The organism is Hyalangium gracile (genome assembly GCF_020103725.1).
Lineage (GTDB): Bacteria > Myxococcota > Myxococcia > Myxococcales > Myxococcaceae > Hyalangium > Hyalangium gracile.
In genome coordinates this window covers 603,688-623,651 of record NZ_JAHXBG010000002.1, presented here as the reverse complement: position 1 = coordinate 623,651, position 19,964 = coordinate 603,688, and the positions used below count along the sequence as shown (strand labels likewise).

Below are 19,964 nucleotides of genomic sequence, written 5' to 3'. Positions count from 1 at the left end.
GACGCTCAACCCTCCGACGCCGGCTCCTCATCCTCCGGCGCAGGGAGCTCCGGCTCCGGGGGCAGGGTGAGGGCCCGCTCCTTGACGGCTCGGAGGCTCGCCCTCACGGCGTCCAGGTTCTTCCCGTTGTAGCGGAGCGCGTTCGGGTGGTGGAAGTCCTCGTTCCACGGCTGCGCGGGGATGATCACCAGCCCCCTCGGCCGCCAGGTGAGCCAGCGCTGGATGTACTCGGGCCAGTCGTCCACGAGCACCTTCCCGTAGACCAGCCCCTTGTCCATCGTCACCGTCACCCGCGCGTCCGGCACGTGCCGCTGGCACCACTGGAGCTTCTCCGCCCACGAGTTCGTCGCCTGCACCGGCCCCTTGGTGAGGATGTGGAGCTCGAACTCCAGCGCGCGCAATTCCTCCAGCACGTCGAACCCCAGCTTCAGCCGCTCCAGCCCCGCCCACCAGCCCGGCTGACGCCGGATGAGCTCCACGCGCTCGCGCAGCCAGGGGTCCGAGTGGCTCTCCCGCATCTTCAAGGGCGGCTCGTGCGGGCTGCGGAGCTTCTCTAGCTCCCGCGCCATCGCGCCCTCGTAGTCGCAGAGCGTCCCGTCCATGTCGACGAGCGCCACCATCTCCGAGCGCTTCATGGCTTCACCTCCGCGCCCTGCGTGCCTTCCGAGGCCTTGCGCTCATCCCGGCAGAACGCCAGGCGCTCCTTGAGGACCTCGAGCGGCACGGCCAGCTCCAGCTTGAACGACGAGCCGTACGGCTGGACCTTCGCGAAGTCCAGCATCTGCGCCAGCTCCTTTTCGCCCTCCGCCTGCGCCTTGAGCCGCGCCACCGACAGCGCCGCGCCCAGCGACTTGCCCAGATCCGTCACCTTGCCCTCATCCGCACCATTGATGTGCGCCACCAGCGCCATGTCCGAGCTCGCGTCCATGTGGAACTCCATGGTCTCGGCCGCCTCCCTCAGGCGCTGAGCCAGCTCCGCCTGGTCCGGGGGCAGCAGCCGCGCGATCTGCTCCACCGACAGCACCCCGTACATCTCTCCGTACGTGGCCTCTTCGGACAGGACGGGAGGCTCGTCCGAGCCGCCGCCGTGCACCCGATCGAGCACCGACTTCACCGACTCCGGGTTGTCGCCCACCACCAGCATCTGGTTGTTCCAGGTGCCGAACGCCGCGTCGTCCCGGCCGCGCCGCACGCCTCCATCCGCCAGCTGCAGGATGACCGCGCCCGGCTCGTACACCCGCGCGTTGGGGCCGTAGTCCGCGGCCACGCGCTCCTGGAACATCTCTCCGAAGCGGGCCTTGCTGAAGTCTCCCGAGAACATCACTCCGTCATCCGTGATGGCCAGCCGGTCCAGATCCTGGAGCGGATCCACGCCGCTGGCCTTGCGGAAGTCGTCCAGCCGCTTGCCTCCGTCGCGCATCAGGCAGTCCAGCAGCAGCTCGCCAATGGGCGAGTAGCGCAGCGCATTGGCCTCGATGATCACCGCCGAGTGGCCCTTGCCCCGGGGCAGGGCGGCGAGCAGCGGATCTCTCATGCGCGGCTTGTCGTTGGCCGCGACCCCCGCGTCCGCCTGCATCGGGACCAGCTGCGTCCTGCGCTGGTCGGCCCGCTTCCACTGGTTGTTCTGCATCCGGTTGGGGAACACCACCTTCCTGGGCGGCTCGGGCTCCGGCTCCTCGCCCTCTCCGGTGAACATCAGCCAGGCGCCCGCCGCCAGCAGCACCACCGCCAAGGCCAGCCATGTGCCACGCCGCCGGTTCATCAGTAGTCCTTTCCGTCGAAGAGCCAGAAGCCCACCGCGAGCACTCCCAGGCCGAACACCACCACGCCGCCCACCAGCGTCTGCAGCGAGCTCACCGTCAGCGGCTGCGAGGTCGCCAGATCCGCGGCCGCATCCGCCAGCGATGACAGCCGGGGCAGCAGCAGCGTCACCCCCTTGAAGATCTGCCGGCTCGGGCCCTCCTCGAAGACCCCGGCGATGGAGGTGCGGTAGCCCGCGATGATGCCGGTCACGAAGGTGATGAAGCCCGCCGCCGCGCACAGCGCCGCGCTGCGCACCAGCGTGGCCGTGGTGAGCATCACCGCGTACACCGCCGCGAAGCTCCCACACGCCAGCGCCGCCGAGATCAGCGGGTCCGCCGTCCAGTACCCCGTCTTCACCCCGAAGATGATCAGCAGCCCGCCCGCGCCGTAGAGCGCCCCGCACAGCGTCAGCGTCATCACCCCCAGGAACGTGCCCGCCAGGATGTGCCAGCGCTGGAGGGGCAGGGCGAGCAGGTGCTCGATGCGCCCCGGCGACATCAGGCTCGGCGCGAAGTCCGAGCACGCCACGATGCCGAAGAGGATGCCTCCATAGAAGACGACGTACGAGCACGCCTGGAACAGCGGCCGGAGCGCCACGTCCACCGCTCGGATGGACGTGTGCACCGACTTGCCGAACAGCCGCGTGGCGGCCAGCGCTCCGTCCAGCACCTCGAGCTTCAGGCTCATCGACAGCACGATCAGGATCAGCGTGATGCCGATCAGGAAGGCCATGATGAACTTGCGCGACGCCGCCTCGCGCAGCACGTAGCCGGCGATTCCGAACACGGGCCTCATGCCGCCGCTCCCATCGTGGAGGCCAGCACGGCCTCCAGGTCCTGGCCGTCCCGCTTGAGCTCCACCAGCAGCGCCCCCGCCGCGCGCGCCTTGTCCAGCGCCGCGTTCAGCGCCGCCGGCTCCGCCGCCTCCACGTGGAAGAGCCCCTCCGTGCTTCCCGCCTGGAAGCCCGCCGCCGCCAGCGCGCCCGCATCCGCGCCGGGAGCGAAGCGCACCGCCCACCGCGCCCCGCCGCGCGCCAGCTCCTCCAGCCGTCCCTCGCGCAGCACCAGCCCGTTGGCGAGGATGGCCACGCGATCGCACAGCCGCTCCGTCTCCGCCAGCAGGTGCGAGTTCAGGAACAGCGTGGTGCCGCGCCGGACCTCCTCCTGGAGGATGGTGCGCACCTCCACGCGACCCAGCGGATCGATGCCGTCGGTGGGCTCGTCCAGCACGAGCAGGGAGGGGCCGCCGAGCAGCGCCGCCGCGAGCCCCAGCCGCTGGCGCATGCCCTTGGAGTACCCACCAATCTTCCGGTTCGCCGCGTGGGCGATCCCCACGCGCTCCAGCAGGCGCAGGTTCGAGGCTGCATCCGGGCGCTGGCCCTTGAGCTTCGCCACGGTGTGGAGAAACGCCACGGCCGTCCACGAGTTCGGCAGGTGCAGGCGCTCGGGCAGGTAGCCGATGCGCGCGCGGATGCGGGGATCCTCGGGCGAGCCCCCCAGCACCTTCACCGTCCCCCCTGTCGGCTGGACGATGCCGAGGATGGCCTTGATGAACGTCGTCTTCCCCGCGCCGTTGGGGCCTATCAGTCCGAAGGCACTCCCCTCGGGCACGGTGAGGTCCACGCCCCGCAGTGCGTCATTCCCCGTGCGCCGGAAGGCGCGCCGGTACGTCTTGCGGAGCCCGCTGACTTCAATCGCTGACACAGTGCCACTCTAGACGATGCCGCCGGACTCTGATTGCCGTCCGGCAGCCCAGGCGGGTGAGCAGGCGCGTCGTGGGCCTGCTCGCGTTGCTCCCGTCGCGCCTATGGGAAGCGACGTTCGCAGGACGAGGGTTCACTTGCTGTGCGGAAGCTCCACTTTTCGCGCCTTTCACCCATGCGGGCTGCTGGTCCGCCGTGTGCATGGACCAGGGCTGAGGAGGAACGAACGCCATGTCGTGGACCGAGATCGTGAAGAAGGAGCTGGTGCAGGCCCGTCGGGAGCTGGCGGCGGCGGAGGAGGGGCTGAAGGCGGGTACCCCCGCGGCGCACGGTCGCTATGCGCGAGCGGTTCACGAGGCGGAGCTGGCCGAGCGGCGCGCCGAGCTTGCTGCCCGTGACGCCCAGCGGCACACCTGGCACTGAGCCGGGCCCCGTCGCTCGAGCGCAGGGCAGGGAGGGTGGCGGCTGCCTGGCCGCCCGGCCGGGAGGAGGGCGCCGCTTCACTTGGGGGCTGAAGGCGAGGCCACCGGCGGTTTATACCGTCGCCATGGCCTTCCCCACCCACCGCCCCCGTCGCCTGCGCCGCTCCGCCGTCCTCCGGGACATGGTCCGGGAGACGACGCTCGCTCCTTCGGACTTCATCTATCCGCTCTTCGTCGTGGAAGGCCGGGACGTGCGCCGTCCCATCGGCTCCATGCCGGGCATCTTCAACCTCTCCATCGAGCACGCGGTGGCCGAGGCGAAGCAGGCCCACTCGCTCGGGGTGCCCTCCGTCATCCTCTTCGGCATCCCGGACACCAAGGACGCCCGCGGCACGCAGGGCTACGCGCGTGACGGCATCGTCCAGCGCGCCATCCGCGCCATCAAGGACGCCGTCCCCGAGCTGCAGATCATCGCGGACGTGTGCCTGTGCGAGTACACCGACCACGGCCACTGCGGCGTGCTCGAGGGCGGGCACGTCGTCAATGACGCCACGCTGCCGCTGCTGGCGCAGATGGCCGTCACCTGCGCCCAGGCCGGCGCGGACATCATCGCCCCCTCGGACATGATGGACGGCCGCGTCACCGCCATCCGCAAGGCGCTGGACGAGTCTCGCCTGGTGGACACGCCCATCCTCTCCTACGCCGCCAAGTACGCCTCCGGCTTCTACGGCCCGTTCCGCGAGGCCGCCCAGAGCGCGCCCCAGTTCGGCGACCGCCGCGGCTACCAGATGGATCCGGGCAACGCCCGCGAGGCCCTCAAGGAAGTGGGCCTGGACGTGGACGAGGGCGCCGACATGATCATGGTCAAGCCCGCCCTCTCGTACCTGGACATCATCCACCGGGTGAAGGAGCGCTTCGAGCTGCCCCTGGTCGCCTACAACGTGTCCGGCGAGTACGCGATGGTGAAGGCTGCAGCTCAAAACAATTGGGTCGATGGAGATCGCGTGATGATGGAGATCCTCACCTCCATCAAGCGCGCCGGGGCGGACCTCATCATCACCTACCACGCCCTGGAAGCCTCGAAGCTCCTGTAGCCGACAGGCGGGCCCGCAAGTTCTTCGGGCCGCTTGATCCGTACCCACCAGTGCGCGCAAAGTGAGCGCTACGGCAATGCCTACGAAGAAGAAGCGCCCCAGCCGCAAGGCGGCGAAGCCTCCGCCCGAACGTACCCGTCGAGCCGGGAAACGCCCCGGATCGGGTCACACCCCGGTCGTGCGCGCGCCCGGTCCCCTCCAGTACAAGGTCGTCGAGCTCTCCACGGTGGACGAGGGCTCGCTGGAGCGCACCCTCAATGAGTGGGTTCCGAAGGGCTGGAACCTGGACGGCGTGCAGTTCGCCATGCGCGAGGCCTCCAAGCGCCCGGCCATGGCCTTTGTCTTCTTCACCCGCGAGGGCGAGGTCGTGGAGCCTGACGTCGACGAGGCTCGCGAGCGGCTGATGCGCCTGTCGGAGACGGGCTCCGCCACGGCGGAGCTGATGGCGGACCACGCCCGGGTGCACCAGAAGCGGACCGCCTACCCGACGAAGCTGCCCATCAGCGCCCACGAGCGGCTGGCCCAGCTCGCCGGCCTGGACGAGCCCGAGTCCCCCGAGAAGGGTCTCATCCTGGAGCCCGAGGAGTGAGCCCCGTCCCCGAACGCGCCTGGATGGCGGCTCCTCGGACGGAGCGCGCGCTGCGCCTCGTCCACGAGGGCGACGTCATGCCCGGCTCGCCCTATCCCAAGGCCTCGCTGCTGCTGCGCCTGGGCGCGCGGCTGGTGGACGTGGCCGTGGCGTGGGGCCTGTGGGTGGTGTGCGGCGCCGCCGGCTCCGTGGTGGCGCTGCTCTTCCTGCTCCTGGCCGACGGCATGCTCCTGGGCCAGAGCGTGGGCAAGCGCATCTTCGGCGTGAAGGTCATGCACCTGCCCACGCGCTCGGCCGCGCGCCACCGCGACAGCGCCCTGCGCAACGCGCCCCTGGCGCTGATCATCCTGCTGGGGATGATGCCCGAGGGCCTGGGCCTGGTGGCCGGCGCCGCCGGGCTGCTCGTCATCGGCGGGCTGGAGGGATGGCGCGTCCTCAAGGATCCGCTCGGCTGGAGGCTCGGGGACATGTGGGCCCAGACGCAGGTGGTGGATGGGAAGGTTGTGGCGGGCGCGACGGTTGCCGCCCGCACCCCCGTGGCGCATGAGCGCGCGACGGGGCGACTGATGTCCGCGGCCAGGAATCGCCGCGACCGCTCGCTGAAGAAGGCGAGAAGGGGGAAGCCGTGCGCATCGCGTTGACGTACAACCTCAGGCTCTCCGACTCGGAAGAGGAGGCGGAGTTCGACACCCAGGAGACGGTCAACGCCCTGGCGGGCGCCATCGAGCGGCTCGGCCACCGGCTCGAGCGCTTCGAGGTGAGCGGCCCGGCCTCGCGCACCGTGGCCCGCCTGGAGGCCTACAGCCCGGACCTCATCTTCAACACCGCCGAGGGGCGCCGAGGCCGCTTCCGCGAGGCCTTCTATCCGGCCCTCTTCGACGAGCTGGGCTTCCCGTACACCGGCAGCGACGCGTACGCGCTGGCCGTCACCCTGGACAAGCAGCTCACCAAGCTCATCCTCGCCAAGCACGGCATCCGCACGCCGGGCTGGCAGTACGTGGAGAAGCTCAGCGAGCTGACGGCGGAGAACCTGCGCTTCCCCGTCATCGTCAAGCCGAACTTCGAGGGCTCCTCCAAGGGCATCACCCAGGACTCCATCGCGGAGACGCTGGACGAGGTGCGCGCCAAGGTGGCGCAGGCGCTCGCCAAGTACCCGGCCGGCGTGCTGGTGGAGGAGTACATCGGCGGGCGCGACATCACGGTGCCCTTCCTGGCCGCCGTGGACAACGACTACGACGGCGTGCTCACGCCCGTGGAGTACATCATCGACCCGGCCGTCACGGCGGGCCGCAAGTACCCGATCTACGACTACGATCTGAAGGTGAAGAACTACAGCGCCGTCAGCGTGCGCGCCCCGGCGAACATCCCCGCGAAGACGGCGGAGGACGTGCGCGAGACGGCGAAGAAGATCTTCCGGGTGCTGGACTGCCGCGATCTGGGCCGGATCGACTTCCGCCTCAGCGACGCGGGCGTGCCGTACTTCCTGGAGATCAACGCGCTGCCCAGCCTGGAGCCGGGCGCGGGCATCTACGCCTCCGCGGCGCTGGATGGGCTGCACCTGGACGGGGTGATCGGCTCCATCATCCAGGGGGCGGCCAAGCGCTACAAGATCAAGGACTCGGCGCGGCGCCAGGGCAAGCCGACGCGCAAGACGGGCCCGCTGCGCGTGGGCTTCACCTACAACGTCAAGCGCGTGAAGCCCACCGCGGACGCCTCCGAGGACAGGGAGGCCGAGTACGACTCGCCGGCCACGCTCCAGGCCATCCGCGAGGCCATTGCCTCCTGGGGCCACGAGGTGATCGATCTCGAGGCGAACCAGGAGCTGCCCAGCGTGCTGGCCAGCACCCCGGTGGACCTGGTGTTCAACATCGCCGAGGGCTTCAAGGGCCGCAACCGCGAGAGCCAGGTCCCGGCCATGCTGGAGCTGCTGGACATCCCGTACACCGGAAGCGATCCGGCCACGCTCTCGCTCGCGCTGGACAAGGCGCTGGCGAAGAAGATCGTCCGTCAGGCGGGCATCCACACGCCCAACTTCCAGCTCATGCTCACGGGCAAGGAGCGGCTCAACAAGGAGTTCACCGCCTTCCCGCTGATGGTGAAGCCGGTGGCGGAGGGCTCCTCCAAGGGCGTGGTGAGCAAGAGCGTCTGCAACAGCGAGGCGGAGCTGCGCGAGGTGGTGAAGGAGATCGTCGGCAAGTACCAGCAGCCGGCGCTCATCGAGGAGTACATCGGCGGGCGCGAGTTCACCGTGGGCCTGCTGGGCGAGCGCCGGCCGCGCGTGCTGCCCCCCATGGAGATCGTCTTCCTCGACAAGGAGGAGAAGACGCCCGTCTACAGCTTCCAGCACAAGCTCGACTGGACGGATCGCATCCGGTACGACGCGCCCGCGAAGATCGAGCCGGCGCTGCTGGAGAAGCTGCGCGCGGCGGCGCGTGGCTCGTTCATGGCGCTGGGGTGCCGCGACGTGGCGCGCATCGACTTCCGCATGGACGACAAGGGGCGCATCTACTTCATCGAGTGCAACCCGCTGCCGGGCCTCACGCCGGGCTGGAGCGATCTGGTGCTCATCGCCCAGGGCGCGGGCATGGACTACCGCACGCTCATCGGCGAGATCATGGCCCCGGCCATCCGCCGCTACAAGGAGCGCGAGGCCCGCCGCGCCGCGGACGAGAACGCTCCGGCCAAGGTCCTGCTGGACAAGCCCGCGGGGGAGAAGTCCTCGCTGGACGACAAGCCCGCCGGGAGCAGCAACGGGAACGGCTCGCAGCACGGCGGCGAGCCGCAGCCGCGCCTGGACGTGAAGGCCTGAGCCTCAGGGCACGTCCCGGCCCTCTCCGAAGCCGAGCACCCAGTACTCCGGCCTGGCGTCCGTCCGGGCCTCGAGGGCCGCGCGCAGGGCGGTGACGGGCTCCTCCTGCCCGTCATCCGCGAGCTTGAAGGTGCCGTAGTGCATGGGCACGCTCACCTTCGCCTCGAGGTCCACGCTGGCCTGCACCGCCTCCTGGGGCGAGACGTGCACCACCTCCATGAAGGCCTCGGGCTTGTAGGCGCCGATGGGCAGCACCGCCAGCCGCACCGGGCCGAAGCGCTCGCGCACCTGGCGGAAGTGCTTGCCGTAGCCGGTGTCCCCCGCGAAGTACGTCACCCCCGACGGCCCCTGGAGCACGTAGCTGGTCCACAGCGTCCCGTTCTGGTCGCTCAGCCCCCGGTTCGAGAAGTGATGGGACGGGGTGCTCACCAGCTTCACCTCGGGGGTGAGCTGCGCCTCCTGCCACCAGTCCAGCTCCTTCACGTAGGACAGGCCCTTGGAGTCCAGGAACGCCTTGTTCCCCAGCCCCGCGAAGATGCGCACGTTGGGAAACGCCTCCTGCAGGCGCTTCAGCGTCGGCACGTCCATGTGATCGTAGTGGTTGTGGCTGATGATCACCGCGTCGATGGGCGGCAGATCCTCGAAGCGGATGCCCGGCGGACGCACGCGCTTGGGGCCCACGAAGGACAGCGGGCTGCAGCGGTCCGACCAGATGGGATCCGTCAGCACGTTCACCCCGTCCACCTGCAGCAGCGTGGTGGCGTGGTTGATGAAGGTGACGCGCACCGTGCCTTTCGCCACGCGCCGAGGTGGGGGAGGCCCGGCCGGCGCGTCCGTCCACTCCGTCCAGGGGCCCTGCTCCCGGTTCATCTGCCACTGGAAGAACGTCATCCGCGACTGGCGCGGCTCCTGGTTCTGGAACCGCTCTCCGTCGAAGTGGTCCGACTTCGGCCCGCGGTAGACAGGGGCGGAGAACGCATGGCAACCCACCCCGGCCACCGTCGTCCCCACGAGTACGAGCGCCCCCAATCCGGTGAGGACGGCGCGGCGCAGGCGGGGCATGGGCATGGGGAAAACCTCCAGGTGGGGTAGGTGGGGAGTTCTCCTCTTCATAACCCGACGCCCTGGGATGCGGTGCGTCATGCGGAAAAAGCGATGGATTGAACAGCCCTCGCTCGGGTGGGAAGGGACCCTCGGGCGAGCGGCTCGCTCCGGTGATATGAACTTGCTCTTCAGGGGAGCGTGCAGCCGTCCCTCATCACTGCCGGGGTGAGTCCTCCGGCTCTTGCACGGGTGGTCGGTCCATGTCCGGACGCCAGGTTGGGGGTAGGTACGTCCTGGAACGCAGGATTGCTGGCGGTGGCATGGGCGCCATCTGGGCGGCGTTCGATCCGCAGCTCCACCGACGGGTGGCGATCAAGCTCACGACGTCCCACCGACTCTCGTCCGAAGGGGCCCGGCGTCAGTTCGAGAAGGAGGCGAAGGCGATCGCCCAGTTCCACCACCCCAACGTCGTGCAGATCCATGACTTCGGGCTGGATGGAGACGAGCCGTACATCGTCATGGAGCTGCTCGAGGGGGAGGACCTCGAGTCCCGCCTCAAGCGCCGCGAGCGGCTGCCGCCCGCCCAGGTGGCCCAGCTGCTCACTCAGGTGGCCCGCGCCCTGACGGCCGCGCACACCGCCAACATCATCCACCGCGATCTCAAGCCGGCCAACCTCTTCGTGTCCCGCATCGACGGGCAGGAGGTGGTGAAGATCCTCGACTTCGGGCTCGTGCGGCTCAAGACGCGCACCCTGGACATCACCCCCGAGTCCATGGACGGGATGGTGGGCACGCTGCGCTACATGAGCCCCGAGCAGATCCGCGGCGATCTGGGGCTCGATCACCGCAGCGATCTCTGGTCCATCGCGGTGGTCATCTACCGGGCGCTCACCGGGAAGTTCCCCTTCACCCTGGACTCCGTGGGGCAGCTGCTCAACGGCAGCTTCTTCCCGCCCGACACGCCGCCCTCCAGCCTCCTGCCCGAGCTGGGCCCGGAGCTGGACCGCTTCTTCACCAAGGCGCTGCACCCGGAGCCCGCCCAGCGCTTCCAGTCCGCCCAGGAGCTGGCCGCCGTCTTCGCGTCGATCGTCCACTCCGGCCGCTCCCAGGCGGCGAAGATCCTCGTGGTGGATGACGAGCCGGACGTGGAGATGCTGCTGCGGCAGGCGTTCCGCCGGCAGATCCGCGACTCCATCTACGAGCTGTTCTTCGCCTGTGACGGCGAGGACGCGCTGGAGAAGCTGCGGCAGAACCCTGACATCGACGTCATCCTCACCGACATCAACATGCCGCGCATGGACGGGCTCGAGTTCCTCAGCCGCGTGGGCGAGGTGAACCCGCTGGCCAAGGTGGTCATCGTCTCCGCCTACAGCGACATGACCAACATCCGCACCGCGATGAACCGCGGTGCCTATGACTTCCTGACCAAGCCGCTCGACTTCCAGGATCTCGAGGCGACGCTGGGCAAGACGCTCAAGCACGTGGCGGAGGCGCGTCAGATGATGCGCTCCATCGAGGAGAACGCGCTGCTGCGGATGTTCGTGCAGAGCACCGTCCTGGAGCGCCTGCGTCCGCTGACGCACGGGCCGGGGGTGCTGGCCGGGGAGAAGACGGAGGCCACCGTGGTCTTCCTCCGGCTCCTGGACTTCACCCCGGTGGTGCGCCAGCTCTCGCCCGAGGCCGTCATCCAGAAGCTCAACGAGCACTTCCAGATCCTCCTGCCGGAGCTGACCTCTCGTGGCGGGGTGGTGGATCGCTTCCTGGGAGACGCAGTGCGCGTGGTGTTCCGCTGCGCCGATCACCTGCGCCATGCGGTGGAGGCGTGCCTGGGGGCCCGGGAGCAGCTCCGGGCGGTGGCGGCCTCCCGGGGCGAGGAGGCCCCGGCGCCCCACTTCGTGGGGGTTGGGCTGGACTCGGGAGAGGTGGTCCTGGGTGGCCTGGGTGGGCCCGAGGTGGGACGCCTGGACTACACGATGGTCGGCGAGGCGGTGGATCAGTCCGGGCGCCTGGCCGCCGTGGCCGGGCCCGGAGAGATCCTGATCAGCGATCGCCTGCGCCAGCGTGCCTCCCTGGAGTTCGAGTGCCGGGCTGTGGGGACGCGCCTGCTGCCCGGTGCGAGCGCGCCCGTGCCCGTGCATGACGTCGTGGGACGGCGTGGGGCGACCTTCTCCCGCCCGGCGGCTCCGGCGGCACCTCGCGAGCAGGACGCGGAGACGCCTCCGTACGAGAGCGCACGCGCCACGGGCAGCTCGCGGTAGGCCTGAGAGTCCATGGATTTCGTGAATCCTCGCTGAATCCGACGCGAGGGCTGCACGGAGGGCCTATCGAGCCGCGCATTGGAGCGAAGTTACACTGCGAACAGCGCACTCCAGCGCGGTAGAGAGGAGATCCCTCCATGCAGACGAACACGCCTGTCGCGTCCCTGTTCGAAGCGTACCCTCCCTCCGAGGACTATGAGCTCTCCTCGGGCGTGGTCTGCCAGATCCCCTACGCGTGCCGCTCGGCGGACTTCCTCGTGCTGCATGGCCCGGTGGAGCTGGAGGTCGCCCGCCGGATGCTGGCCGGACAGCGCTACCAGCCTGTCTCCGTGGGGGGAGGGAAGACGGCCGCGACGCTGTGGCTGGCGGAGTACCACGACACCTCGTGCGGTCCGTACAAGGAGCTGATCCTCAGCTTCTCCGTGTCGCTGAAGTCCCTGGAGGTGGTGGCCTCCTCGCCCATGGAGCTGCTGATGGCGGGCGCGCACCCGGACGCCACCATCCTCTGCCAGAAGCTGATCCTCGATCAGCAGGTGCCCATCGACTTCGGCCGCGAGGTGCACGGGCACGCCAAGCACCCCACGCCCCAGCCGGTGGACATCACCTTCTCGGCGCCCTGGTGCCGCTTCGACGTGTCGTGCGACGGCAGGCGCGTCGTCTTCGGGCGCGTCCGCTTCCCGGAGGAGCAGGCGCCGGTGCAGAAGGTCTCGTTCGGGTTCGTCACCCCGAAGGAGGTGTTCCAGACGCGCAACATCATGCACTTCGAGCTGGAGCCGCGCTTCCGCCTCTTCGGCGACGGCGATGAGTTCTCCATGTCCAGCGACAGCGTGCTGGGCAAGGATCTGGTGGACCTGCGCTTCACGCCGCAGGTGGTGCAGTACCTGCCGAAGACGCGATTCGTGATGCCCAAGCCGCTCAACTGGCGAGGGCCGAGGGAGCAGAGATGAGTCCACCGGGGAGGAAGTATGTCGACAGCGCCTCGCTCCAGGTCTTTCCTCCGCCGAGCCTGTGCGAGGACGTCACGCAGTACATCTTCTTCCTGAAGGGCCGGCAGTCGAAGCTGCAGGAGCTGTGTGACACGTACCTCAACAAGCCGTCGGGCGGCGCCGTGGACTACCGCCCGCGGCTGCCGTACGTGATGCTTACGTTCCAGCACGTGGGCCGGCTCTCCTCGGGGGCCGAGGGCTTCAAGGACTGGGGGCACACCTCCGAGCGCGAGGCCACCTTCTGGATCGCGGTGAGCGACTACCGCAAGCACGGCCTGGACGATCTCTGCAAGAAGGTGGAGCTCTTCGTCCCGTACATCTACTCGGACAACCCCTGGGCGGTGGCCGGCGGGCGGGAGCTGTACGGTTTCCCCAAGCAGGCCTCCACCATCCTCATGCCCGGCTCGCAGCAGGGCGCGGGCTCGTTCGAGATCCAGACTCTGGCGTACCGCACCTTCGGTCCGCACTCCCAGGCCCAGGTCTCCCGGGTCCTCTCCCTGGAGCGCGCGGACGGCGCTGCCCTGGAGCACGGCGAGCTGGGTTGGTCGCTGGGCGAGGAGCTGCTGGAGAAGCTCGGCGTGCTCCGCGATGAGCTGGGACAGCTGCTGGACTTCAACTTCGAGATCGGCTCGCGGATCGTCGAGTTCCTGTTCAGGCCCAGCCTGCCCATGGTCTTCCTCAAGCAGTTCCGTGACGTGGGCACGACCACCGGCGCCTGCTACCAGGCCATCGTGGGCGCGGAGGCGGATCAGATCCAGCTCAAGAGCCTCCGGCTGCTGCCGCGGCGCTTCCGCCTGCGGGTGGAGCCTCTGGCCTCCCAGCCACTTGCGCAGACCCTGGGGCTGGATCTCGACTCGCGGGGGCAGCTCACGATCCCCGGTGGGCTGCAGATCCGGTTCGATTTCCGCCTCAACGAAGGTCACCACATCTGGAGCGGTTCATGAAGAAGAAGGTGGCGGTGCTCGGTGGGGGCGCTGGCGCGCTCACCACCGCGTACTACCTGTCCCGGACGCCGGAGCTGCGAGAGGAGTATGAGGTCACCGTCTACCAGGTGGGCTGGCGGCTCGGCGGGAAGGGCGCGAGCGGGCGAGGTCCTCACGGCCGCATCGAGGAGCACGGCCTCCACCTCTTCTGGGGCTTCTACGAGAACGCGTTCGCGCTGATGCGCGAGTGCTATCGGGTGATGAACCGGCCCGCGACGGCGCCGCTGGCCACCTTCGAGCAGGCGTTCCGCCCGAGGGATCTCATCGCCATGGAGGACTTCGTCCAGGGCAACTGGCAGCGGTGGGTGGTGCCGTTTCCCGCGAACTCCCGGCGGCCCGGCGAGGGCCTGGAGGACACCGCCTCCTGGGAGGTCATCGAGGGCCTGCTCCGCGTGGCGCTGGAGCTCTTCGGCAAGCTGAAGGGAGGGCTCACGCTCTCGGCGGAGCGGGGCCCCGCGCAGCTCGTGGAGGAGGTCGTCCTGGCGGTCGGGACGCGGCTGCTCGAGCAGGCCCATGCCACCGCCGCCGCCGCGGCCCAGGAGCACGTGGTGGCCCTGGAGTCCCTGGGCGCGAAGATCCTCGATCTGATGCGGGACTTCCTCCAGTGGCTCTGGGAGCAGATAGAGCACCTGATCGAGTCCAACTTCCTGCTCTACCAGCTCAGCGTGGGCCTGGACTTCATCATGGCCAACCTGATCGGCATCCTGGAGGACGGGGTGCTGACCCGGGGGTTCAACTCCATCGACGGGGTGGACTACCGCGAGTGGCTGAAGAAGCACGGCGCCAGCGAGCTGACGTTGCGCTCGGTGCTCGCGCGCGTCATCTATGACGCGGCCATGTCGATGGTCGATGGCGATCCGGATCGCCAGTCGATCGGGGCGGGCAGCGCCCTGCGGGCGTTGCTGCGCATCGGGCTCACGTACCAGGGGCACGTGGCCTACGAGTTCTCGGCCTCCATGGGCGACACCGTCTTCGTGCCGCTCTACGAGGCGTGCCGGAAGAACGGCGTCCGCTTCGAGTTCTTCCACCGCGTGGAGGAGGTCGTCGCCGAGCGGGTGCCGGGCGGCCAGCCTCGCATCACGAAGCTGCGCATCGGCCGGCAGGTGGATCTGAAGGATCCGGCGGCGGGGTACGACCCGCTGATCACCGTGAAGAACCTGCCGTGCTGGCCGGACAGGCCGCTGTACGATCAGATCGTCCAGGGCGAGCAGCTGCTGCGGGAGAATATCGACCTGGAGTCCTTCTACACCCCCTGGCGCAGCGTGGCCGAGCGGGTGCTGGAGGTGGACAAGGACTTCCATCAGGTGGTGTTCGGCATCCCGGTGGCGTCGGTGCGCTACCTGTGCCCGACGCTCATGGAGCTGAACCCGGCGTGGCGGCGGATGGTGGACGAGGTGGCCACCATCCAGACGCAGGCCTTCCAGCTCTGGCTGTCGAAGGACCAGCGGGCGCTGGGGTGGACGGTGGGGGCGCCGCTGTTGACGGGCTACGTGGAGCCGCTCGACACGTGGGCGGACATGACCAGCGTGCTGCCTCGGGAGGGGTGGGCCCAGCCCAACGCGCCGCTCACCGTGGCGTACTTCTGCGGCCCGCTGCCCGGGCCCACGATTCCGCCGCCGCCCACCGAGCATGGCTACCCGGCCCGCCAGAAGGCGGTGGCGCTGGAGAATGCCCTCGGCTTCCTGCGCAACGACATCGGGGTGCTCTGGCCCCGGGCCACGCAGCCGAACAACCCGGCGGTGTTCGACTGGAACCTGCTGGTGCCGTCGAATGAAAGGGCAGGGGAGGAGCGCTTCGCGACGCAGTACTGGCGGGCCAACGTGGACCCGAGCGAGCGCTACACGCTGGCGCTGCCGGGCACGGCGAAGGCGCGGATCCGGCCGGACGGCACCGGGTTCTCGAACCTCACGATCTGTGGGGACTGGGTGGACAACGGGTTCTACATCGGGGCGGCCGAGGGCGCCGTCATCTCCGGCATGCAGGCCTTCCGCGCCGTCACGGGGCGCAAGCTGCGCATCGCCGGCGAGGCGTTCTGGTACCGCTGAGGCAAGACATCGATGAGCACGGCACAGGAGTCGCGCAGGCGGAAGCGAAGGATCGTCATCCTCGGAGGCGGCGTCGGCGCCATGTCGGCGGCGTTCGGGCTGACCAGCTATCCGGGCTGGCAGGAGCAGTACGAGGTGGTCCTCTACAGCCTGGGGTGGAGGCTCGGAGGCAAGGGCGCCAGCGGGCGCAACAAGGACGTCTCCCAGCGCATCGAGGAGCACGGCCTGCACGTCTGGATGGGGCACTACGAGAACGCCTTCCGGGTGATGCGCCAGGCCTACAAGGAGCTGGGGCGGCCTCGGGGGGCGCCGCTGGCCACGATCGACGAGGCCTTCAAGAAGCAGTCGCTCATCACGCTCTTCGAGCGCACGCCCACGGACTGGGTGAACTGGGACTTCCAGTTCCCTACCAACCTCGAGGAGCCGGGGCTGGGCGGGGACATGCCGACCCTCGTCACCTACCTGGAGCGAGGGCTGAAGGCGCTGCTGGAGCTGCTGTACCAGGCGCCGGGGGCGGGGCTCGCCGCGGCGACGCCCGCGCCGGACAGCCTGCCGGCTCGTGTGGAGGGAGCGCTGCGATCCCTGGGCCTCACGCTCGTCCCGAGGATCGGGGTGCCTGGGATCGGGCGGGTGCTCCAGCTGGCGCAGCTGCTGGCGGCGCGGCTGCCCCGGGCTCCGGGCGAGCAGGACGCGACGCAGCTGGAGGCGCTGCTGTGGCTGCTGGAGGAGGCCTGGGCGCGGCTGTCGGCGCGCTTCACGCGGAGCCTGGAGAACAGCGCGATCCGCAAGGTCTGGGCGGTGCTGGAGCTGGGGCTCGTCATGGCCCGGGGCGTGCTCCGGGATGGCGTGCTCAGCAAGGGGTTCAACGCCATCGACGGCGAGGACTTCCGCGCGTGGCTGGCGCGCCACGGAGCCAGTGACTTCACGCTCTACCGCGCGCCCATCGTGAAGGGGATGTACCAGCTGCTCTTCGCGTACATCCAGGGCGATCCGAACCGGCAGCAGCTCGCCGCGGGCGTGGCCACGCGCTTCCTGCTGCGCATGTCGCTCGCGTACAAGGGCGCGGTCTTCTACAAGATGCGCGCGGGCATGGGGGACGTGGTCTTCACGCCGCTGTACGAGGTGCTCAAGCGGCGCGGCGTCCAGTTCCGCCTCTTCCACAAGGTGAGCAGCCTGCACGCGCACCCGCTGACGCGGAACATCGAGCGGGTGGAGCTGACGCAGCAGGTGCAGCTGAAGAACCCGGCGGCGGGGTATCAGCCGCTCGTCGACGTGCTCGGGCTGCCGTGCTGGCCCGATCGGCCGCTGTACGATCAGATCGTCGATGGCCAGGAGCTGGAGGCCTCGGGCATCAACCTGGAGTCGTACTGGGCGCCTCGCTGGAAGGGCGAGCGGCCCGTCACCCTGGAGCGCGGCCGGGACTTCGATGTCCTGGTGATGGGAGTCTCGCTGGGGGCCTTCCCGTACATCTGCGAGGAGCTCATTGCCCGGAGCCCGCGCTGGCAGCGGATGGTCCAGGCGCTCCAGACGAACCAGACGATGGGCGTGCAGCTCTGGCTGTCCAGGACGCTGGAGCAGCTCGGCTGGCGAGCCTCTCCCACGGTGATGACGGGCTACGCCGAGCCGCTGAACACCTACGCGGACATGGCCCAGGTCATTCCTCGCGAGACCTGGCCGCCGGGAGCGGTGAAGGACATCGCCTACTTCACCGCGCCGCTGCTGGACGCGCCGGTGATCCCTCCGTTCTCCGATCACGACTTCCCCCGGCGCGAGCACGAGCGGCTGAAGCAGCTGTCGATCCGCTGGTTCAAGGAGTGGACGGGGGCCCTGTGGCCGGATGCTCCGCGCTACAACCCCACGGGCCTGGACTGGGAGCTGCTGACGGCTCCGGCCGGCGCCAGGGGCGTTGCACGCTTCGACAGCCAGTTCTGGCGCGCGAACATTGATCCGAGCGAACGGTACGTGCTGTCCCTGCCGGGCTCCACGGCGGCGCGGCTGGGCTCTCACGACTCGGACTTCCCGAACCTGTACCTGGCGGGCGACTGGACCCTGACGGGGCTCAACGCCGGGTGCGTGGAGGCGGCGACCATGTCCGGGCTCCAGGCCTCGCAGGCCATCTCCGGCTTCCCGGAGCACATCGCCGGCGAGAGCGACTTCTGAGGCGGCAGGGCCCGCTCAAGCGCTGGGGAGCGGAGTCCGGGGAAGGCGGAAGCGGAAGGTGGAGCCCACTCCCTGGGTGCTCTCCACCTCGATGCGGCCGCCGTGTGCCTCGATGATGCGGCGGCCCACGGCCAGGCCGAGGCCCACTCCCGGGATGGTGTCCCGGGTGGCGGCGCCGCGCCGGAAGGGCTCGAAGATGCTCTCGCGCTCCCCCTCGGGGATGCCCACGCCCGAGTCCGTCACGGCCACCCAGGCGGCCTCGGGGGTCGAGGTCAGCTCCACGCGCACCTTGCCGCCCTGAGGCGAGTACTTGATGGCGTTGCTGAGCAGGTTGTTGAGCACCTGCGTGATGCGCGTGGCGTCACAGCGCACGGGGACTGGCTCCTCCGGCAGGTGGAGTGCCAGCGCGTGGGTTGTCGAGGTCCCCTCATGGAGCGCGACGACCTCTCGCAGCAGCCCTCGCAGATCCAGCTCTTCCGGACGCAGCTCCAGCTTGCCCGCTTCGATCCGGGAGGTGTCGAGCAGGTCCTCCACCATCCGCTCGATGCGCTCCACCTGGCGGGTGACCAGGGCGAAGCGCTCGCGCACCTTGTCTTCCGGAGGCAGCGGACGGTCCGGTCGCACCATCGACGCGCTCAGCTTGAGGGCGCTCAGGGGGTTGCGCAGATCGTGCGCCACCCCCGCGATGAAGCCGAGCTGCACCTCGCGATGGCGCTCGAGCCGCGCGGCCATCTCGTTGAACTCCCGGGAGATGTCCCGGAGCTCTCGGGGACCGGTCTCCGGCACGGCCGCACCCGGGGTGCCCGGGTGGAAGCGCACCAGGGCATTCCGGACGGCCAGGAGCGGCTGGTAGGCGTAGCGGCGGATGCTCCAGATGGCCAGACCGAGTCCGATGAACAGCACCGTGATCATGAGGAAGCCCAGCTGGTTGGCGAGCTCGTCCCACTGGCGCGTCTCCTCCGAGATTCTCCGACCATCGGCGATGTTGATCTCGACGAGCCGCTCGGCACTGAGCAGCGCCTTGTCGAGCAACTGGCGGCTCTCAGGGACTCGATCCTGTGCCTGGGGCCGCAGCCGGTCCACGAGCGCCAGATACTCCGTGCTGTTCCGGGTGAGATCCTCGAGGATGGTGGCTTCCTCTGGGGTTCCGACGAAGCGACGGGCCTCCGCCAGCCAGTGGTGGAGGTTGTCCTTCGCCGCCTGCATGGTGGTGGCGTGGTTCTCATCGCCGGTGAGGCCCAGCAGCCGGTGCTCTCGGTTGTGGAGCAGGAGTGCGATCTCGGCCTCTTCCGCCGCGCGCACGCTCTCCACGGCATGCCAGAGATGCTGGCTGTCCCGCTCCATCCGACTGGTGATGGTGACCAGGGCCGCGGAGATCGTGAGGGCCAGGAGCAGGATGGCTCCCGCAACCACGCTGAGCAGACTTCGAAGGCTCATACCGCGCTCTCTCCTCCAAGGCCGGGACTGGCTGGAACCCTGCGTACGCTACGCCTGGAGGGGGGCGCTGTGTGGAAAGAGAAGAGAGAACTCGACGACTCAACACTGGAGAGGCCACCGCTCGCCTGGGAGGCCTTGCGTCTTGCCACGGTTTCCCACGGGCGGGCAGGGGCTTCAGAGCAGCCGGTGACAGGCATGCGAATTGCTCGAGAGGGCCGGGACGCCGGTCGTGTCCAGGGGATGTTCCCTGCGCGTACCCCAAGGAGCCTGGCTTCGATGAAGACATGAGCTGAGCCTCGCCGCGGAGAGGCCCCCTCCGCCGCTCCCCAAGAAGGGCGGTCGCATGTAGTCCCCGCCAGCCACCTCCTGTCCCGTCGCGGATGATCGTGAAACCATCGCGTCCCCACTCGTTTCTGCTCGTGCTGTCGGGCGCTCTCCTCGCGGCATGCGGCCGCAAGGTGAGCACCGCAGAGCTCATCGTGCCCCGAGCGCGGTTGGGTCCGTCAGGGGCTCGGGTCCACGACGCGGCCCAGGTGGCCTTGAAGTAGAGGGCGTTGACGAGCGAGAGACGGGTCCTCGAGTCCACCCCTGGAACGGCTCCGGATCGCCCTCGTGATGGAGGACCTGCCGGA

16 protein-coding genes are annotated in these 19,964 nt (G+C 69.3%); 10 read left to right on the top strand and 6 right to left on the bottom strand.

Annotation, left to right across the window (positions count from 1 at the left end; genetic code table 11):
- Nucleotides 1–5: 5 nt before the first annotated feature.
- From KY572_RS06070 to KY572_RS06055, 4 genes are read right to left on the bottom strand one after another with little or no spacing between them, the layout of a single operon-like run.
- Nucleotides 6–635, bottom strand: a complete 630-nt coding sequence (locus KY572_RS06070; RefSeq protein ID WP_224241322.1) for a 5' nucleotidase, NT5C type — start codon at nt 633–635, stop codon at nt 6–8.
- Nucleotides 632–1,762, bottom strand: a complete 1,131-nt coding sequence (locus KY572_RS06065) for a hypothetical protein (protein WP_224241320.1) — start codon at nt 1,760–1,762, stop codon at nt 632–634. Before KY572_RS06065 ends, KY572_RS06070 begins: the two co-directional genes overlap by 4 nt.
- Nucleotides 1,762–2,598: an ABC transporter permease subunit gene (locus KY572_RS06060; protein WP_224241318.1), complete on the bottom strand. Its 837-nt coding sequence runs from the start codon at nt 2,596–2,598 to the stop codon at nt 1,762–1,764. The genes KY572_RS06065 and KY572_RS06060 overlap by 1 nt, the downstream gene beginning before the upstream one ends.
- Nucleotides 2,595–3,506 carry an ABC transporter ATP-binding protein gene (locus KY572_RS06055; protein WP_224241316.1) on the bottom strand — a complete coding sequence of 304 codons (912 nt, stop codon included), beginning with the start codon at nt 3,504–3,506 and terminating at the stop codon, nt 2,595–2,597. The genes KY572_RS06060 and KY572_RS06055 overlap by 4 nt, the downstream gene beginning before the upstream one ends.
- A 230-nt stretch (nt 3,507–3,736) precedes the next feature.
- On the opposite strand from KY572_RS06055, the gene KY572_RS06050 reads away from it, so the two are divergent.
- The 5 genes from KY572_RS06050 to KY572_RS06030 all read left to right on the top strand — a co-directional run bounded on the left by KY572_RS06050 (nt 3,737) and on the right by KY572_RS06030 (nt 8,419).
- Nucleotides 3,737–3,928, top strand: coding sequence for a hypothetical protein (locus KY572_RS06050; protein ID WP_224241314.1), 192 nt, complete (start codon nt 3,737–3,739; stop codon nt 3,926–3,928).
- A gap of 124 nt (nt 3,929–4,052) precedes the next feature.
- Nucleotides 4,053–5,021 (top strand): porphobilinogen synthase, encoded by a 969-nt coding sequence (gene hemB / locus KY572_RS06045; RefSeq protein WP_224241313.1) that lies wholly within the window; start codon nt 4,053–4,055, stop codon nt 5,019–5,021.
- Nucleotides 5,022–5,097: 76 nt separating this feature from the next.
- On the top strand, nt 5,098–5,610 hold the full coding sequence (locus KY572_RS06040; RefSeq protein WP_263451379.1) for a hypothetical protein: 513 nt from the start codon (nt 5,098–5,100) through the stop codon (nt 5,608–5,610).
- A 23-nt stretch (nt 5,611–5,633) separates the two neighbouring features.
- On the top strand, nt 5,634–6,251 hold the full coding sequence (locus KY572_RS06035; RefSeq protein WP_224241512.1) for an RDD family protein: 618 nt from the start codon (nt 5,634–5,636) through the stop codon (nt 6,249–6,251).
- Nucleotides 6,236–8,419 carry a D-alanine--D-alanine ligase family protein gene (locus tag KY572_RS06030; protein WP_224241311.1) on the top strand — a complete coding sequence of 728 codons (2,184 nt, stop codon included), beginning with the start codon at nt 6,236–6,238 and terminating at the stop codon, nt 8,417–8,419. The genes KY572_RS06035 and KY572_RS06030 overlap by 16 nt, the downstream gene beginning before the upstream one ends.
- Before the next feature lie 3 nt (nt 8,420–8,422).
- On the opposite strand, the gene KY572_RS06025 is transcribed toward KY572_RS06030, so the two are convergent.
- On the bottom strand, nt 8,423–9,487 hold the full coding sequence (locus KY572_RS06025) for an MBL fold metallo-hydrolase (protein WP_224241310.1): 1,065 nt from the start codon (nt 9,485–9,487) through the stop codon (nt 8,423–8,425).
- 236 nt (nt 9,488–9,723) lie between these two features.
- Between KY572_RS06025 and KY572_RS06020 the strand changes: the two genes are divergently transcribed.
- The 5 genes from KY572_RS06020 to KY572_RS06000 all read left to right on the top strand — a co-directional run bounded on the left by KY572_RS06020 (nt 9,724) and on the right by KY572_RS06000 (nt 17,895).
- On the top strand, nt 9,724–11,721 hold the full coding sequence (locus KY572_RS06020) for a protein kinase domain-containing protein (RefSeq protein WP_224241309.1): 1,998 nt from the start codon (nt 9,724–9,726) through the stop codon (nt 11,719–11,721).
- 137 nt (nt 11,722–11,858) lie between these two features.
- Nucleotides 11,859–12,668, top strand: a complete 810-nt coding sequence (locus tag KY572_RS06015; RefSeq protein ID WP_224241308.1) for an acetoacetate decarboxylase family protein — start codon at nt 11,859–11,861, stop codon at nt 12,666–12,668.
- Nucleotides 12,665–13,651 (top strand): acetoacetate decarboxylase family protein, encoded by a 987-nt coding sequence (locus KY572_RS06010; RefSeq protein ID WP_224241306.1) that lies wholly within the window; start codon nt 12,665–12,667, stop codon nt 13,649–13,651. The genes KY572_RS06015 and KY572_RS06010 overlap by 4 nt, the downstream gene beginning before the upstream one ends.
- Nucleotides 13,648–15,735 (top strand): NAD(P)-binding protein, encoded by a 2,088-nt coding sequence (locus tag KY572_RS06005; protein WP_224241304.1) that lies wholly within the window; start codon nt 13,648–13,650, stop codon nt 15,733–15,735. The genes KY572_RS06010 and KY572_RS06005 overlap by 4 nt, the downstream gene beginning before the upstream one ends.
- A 12-nt stretch (nt 15,736–15,747) precedes the next feature.
- On the top strand, nt 15,748–17,895 hold the full coding sequence (locus KY572_RS06000) for an FAD-dependent oxidoreductase (RefSeq protein ID WP_224241303.1): 2,148 nt from the start codon (nt 15,748–15,750) through the stop codon (nt 17,893–17,895).
- Between the two features lie 15 nt (nt 17,896–17,910).
- Here KY572_RS06000 and KY572_RS05995 read toward each other — a convergent pair whose 3' ends face one another.
- Complete coding sequence (locus tag KY572_RS05995; protein WP_224241301.1) at nt 17,911–19,332, bottom strand: sensor histidine kinase; 1,422 nt, start codon at nt 19,330–19,332, stop codon at nt 17,911–17,913.
- Nucleotides 19,333–19,964 lie beyond the last annotated feature (632 nt).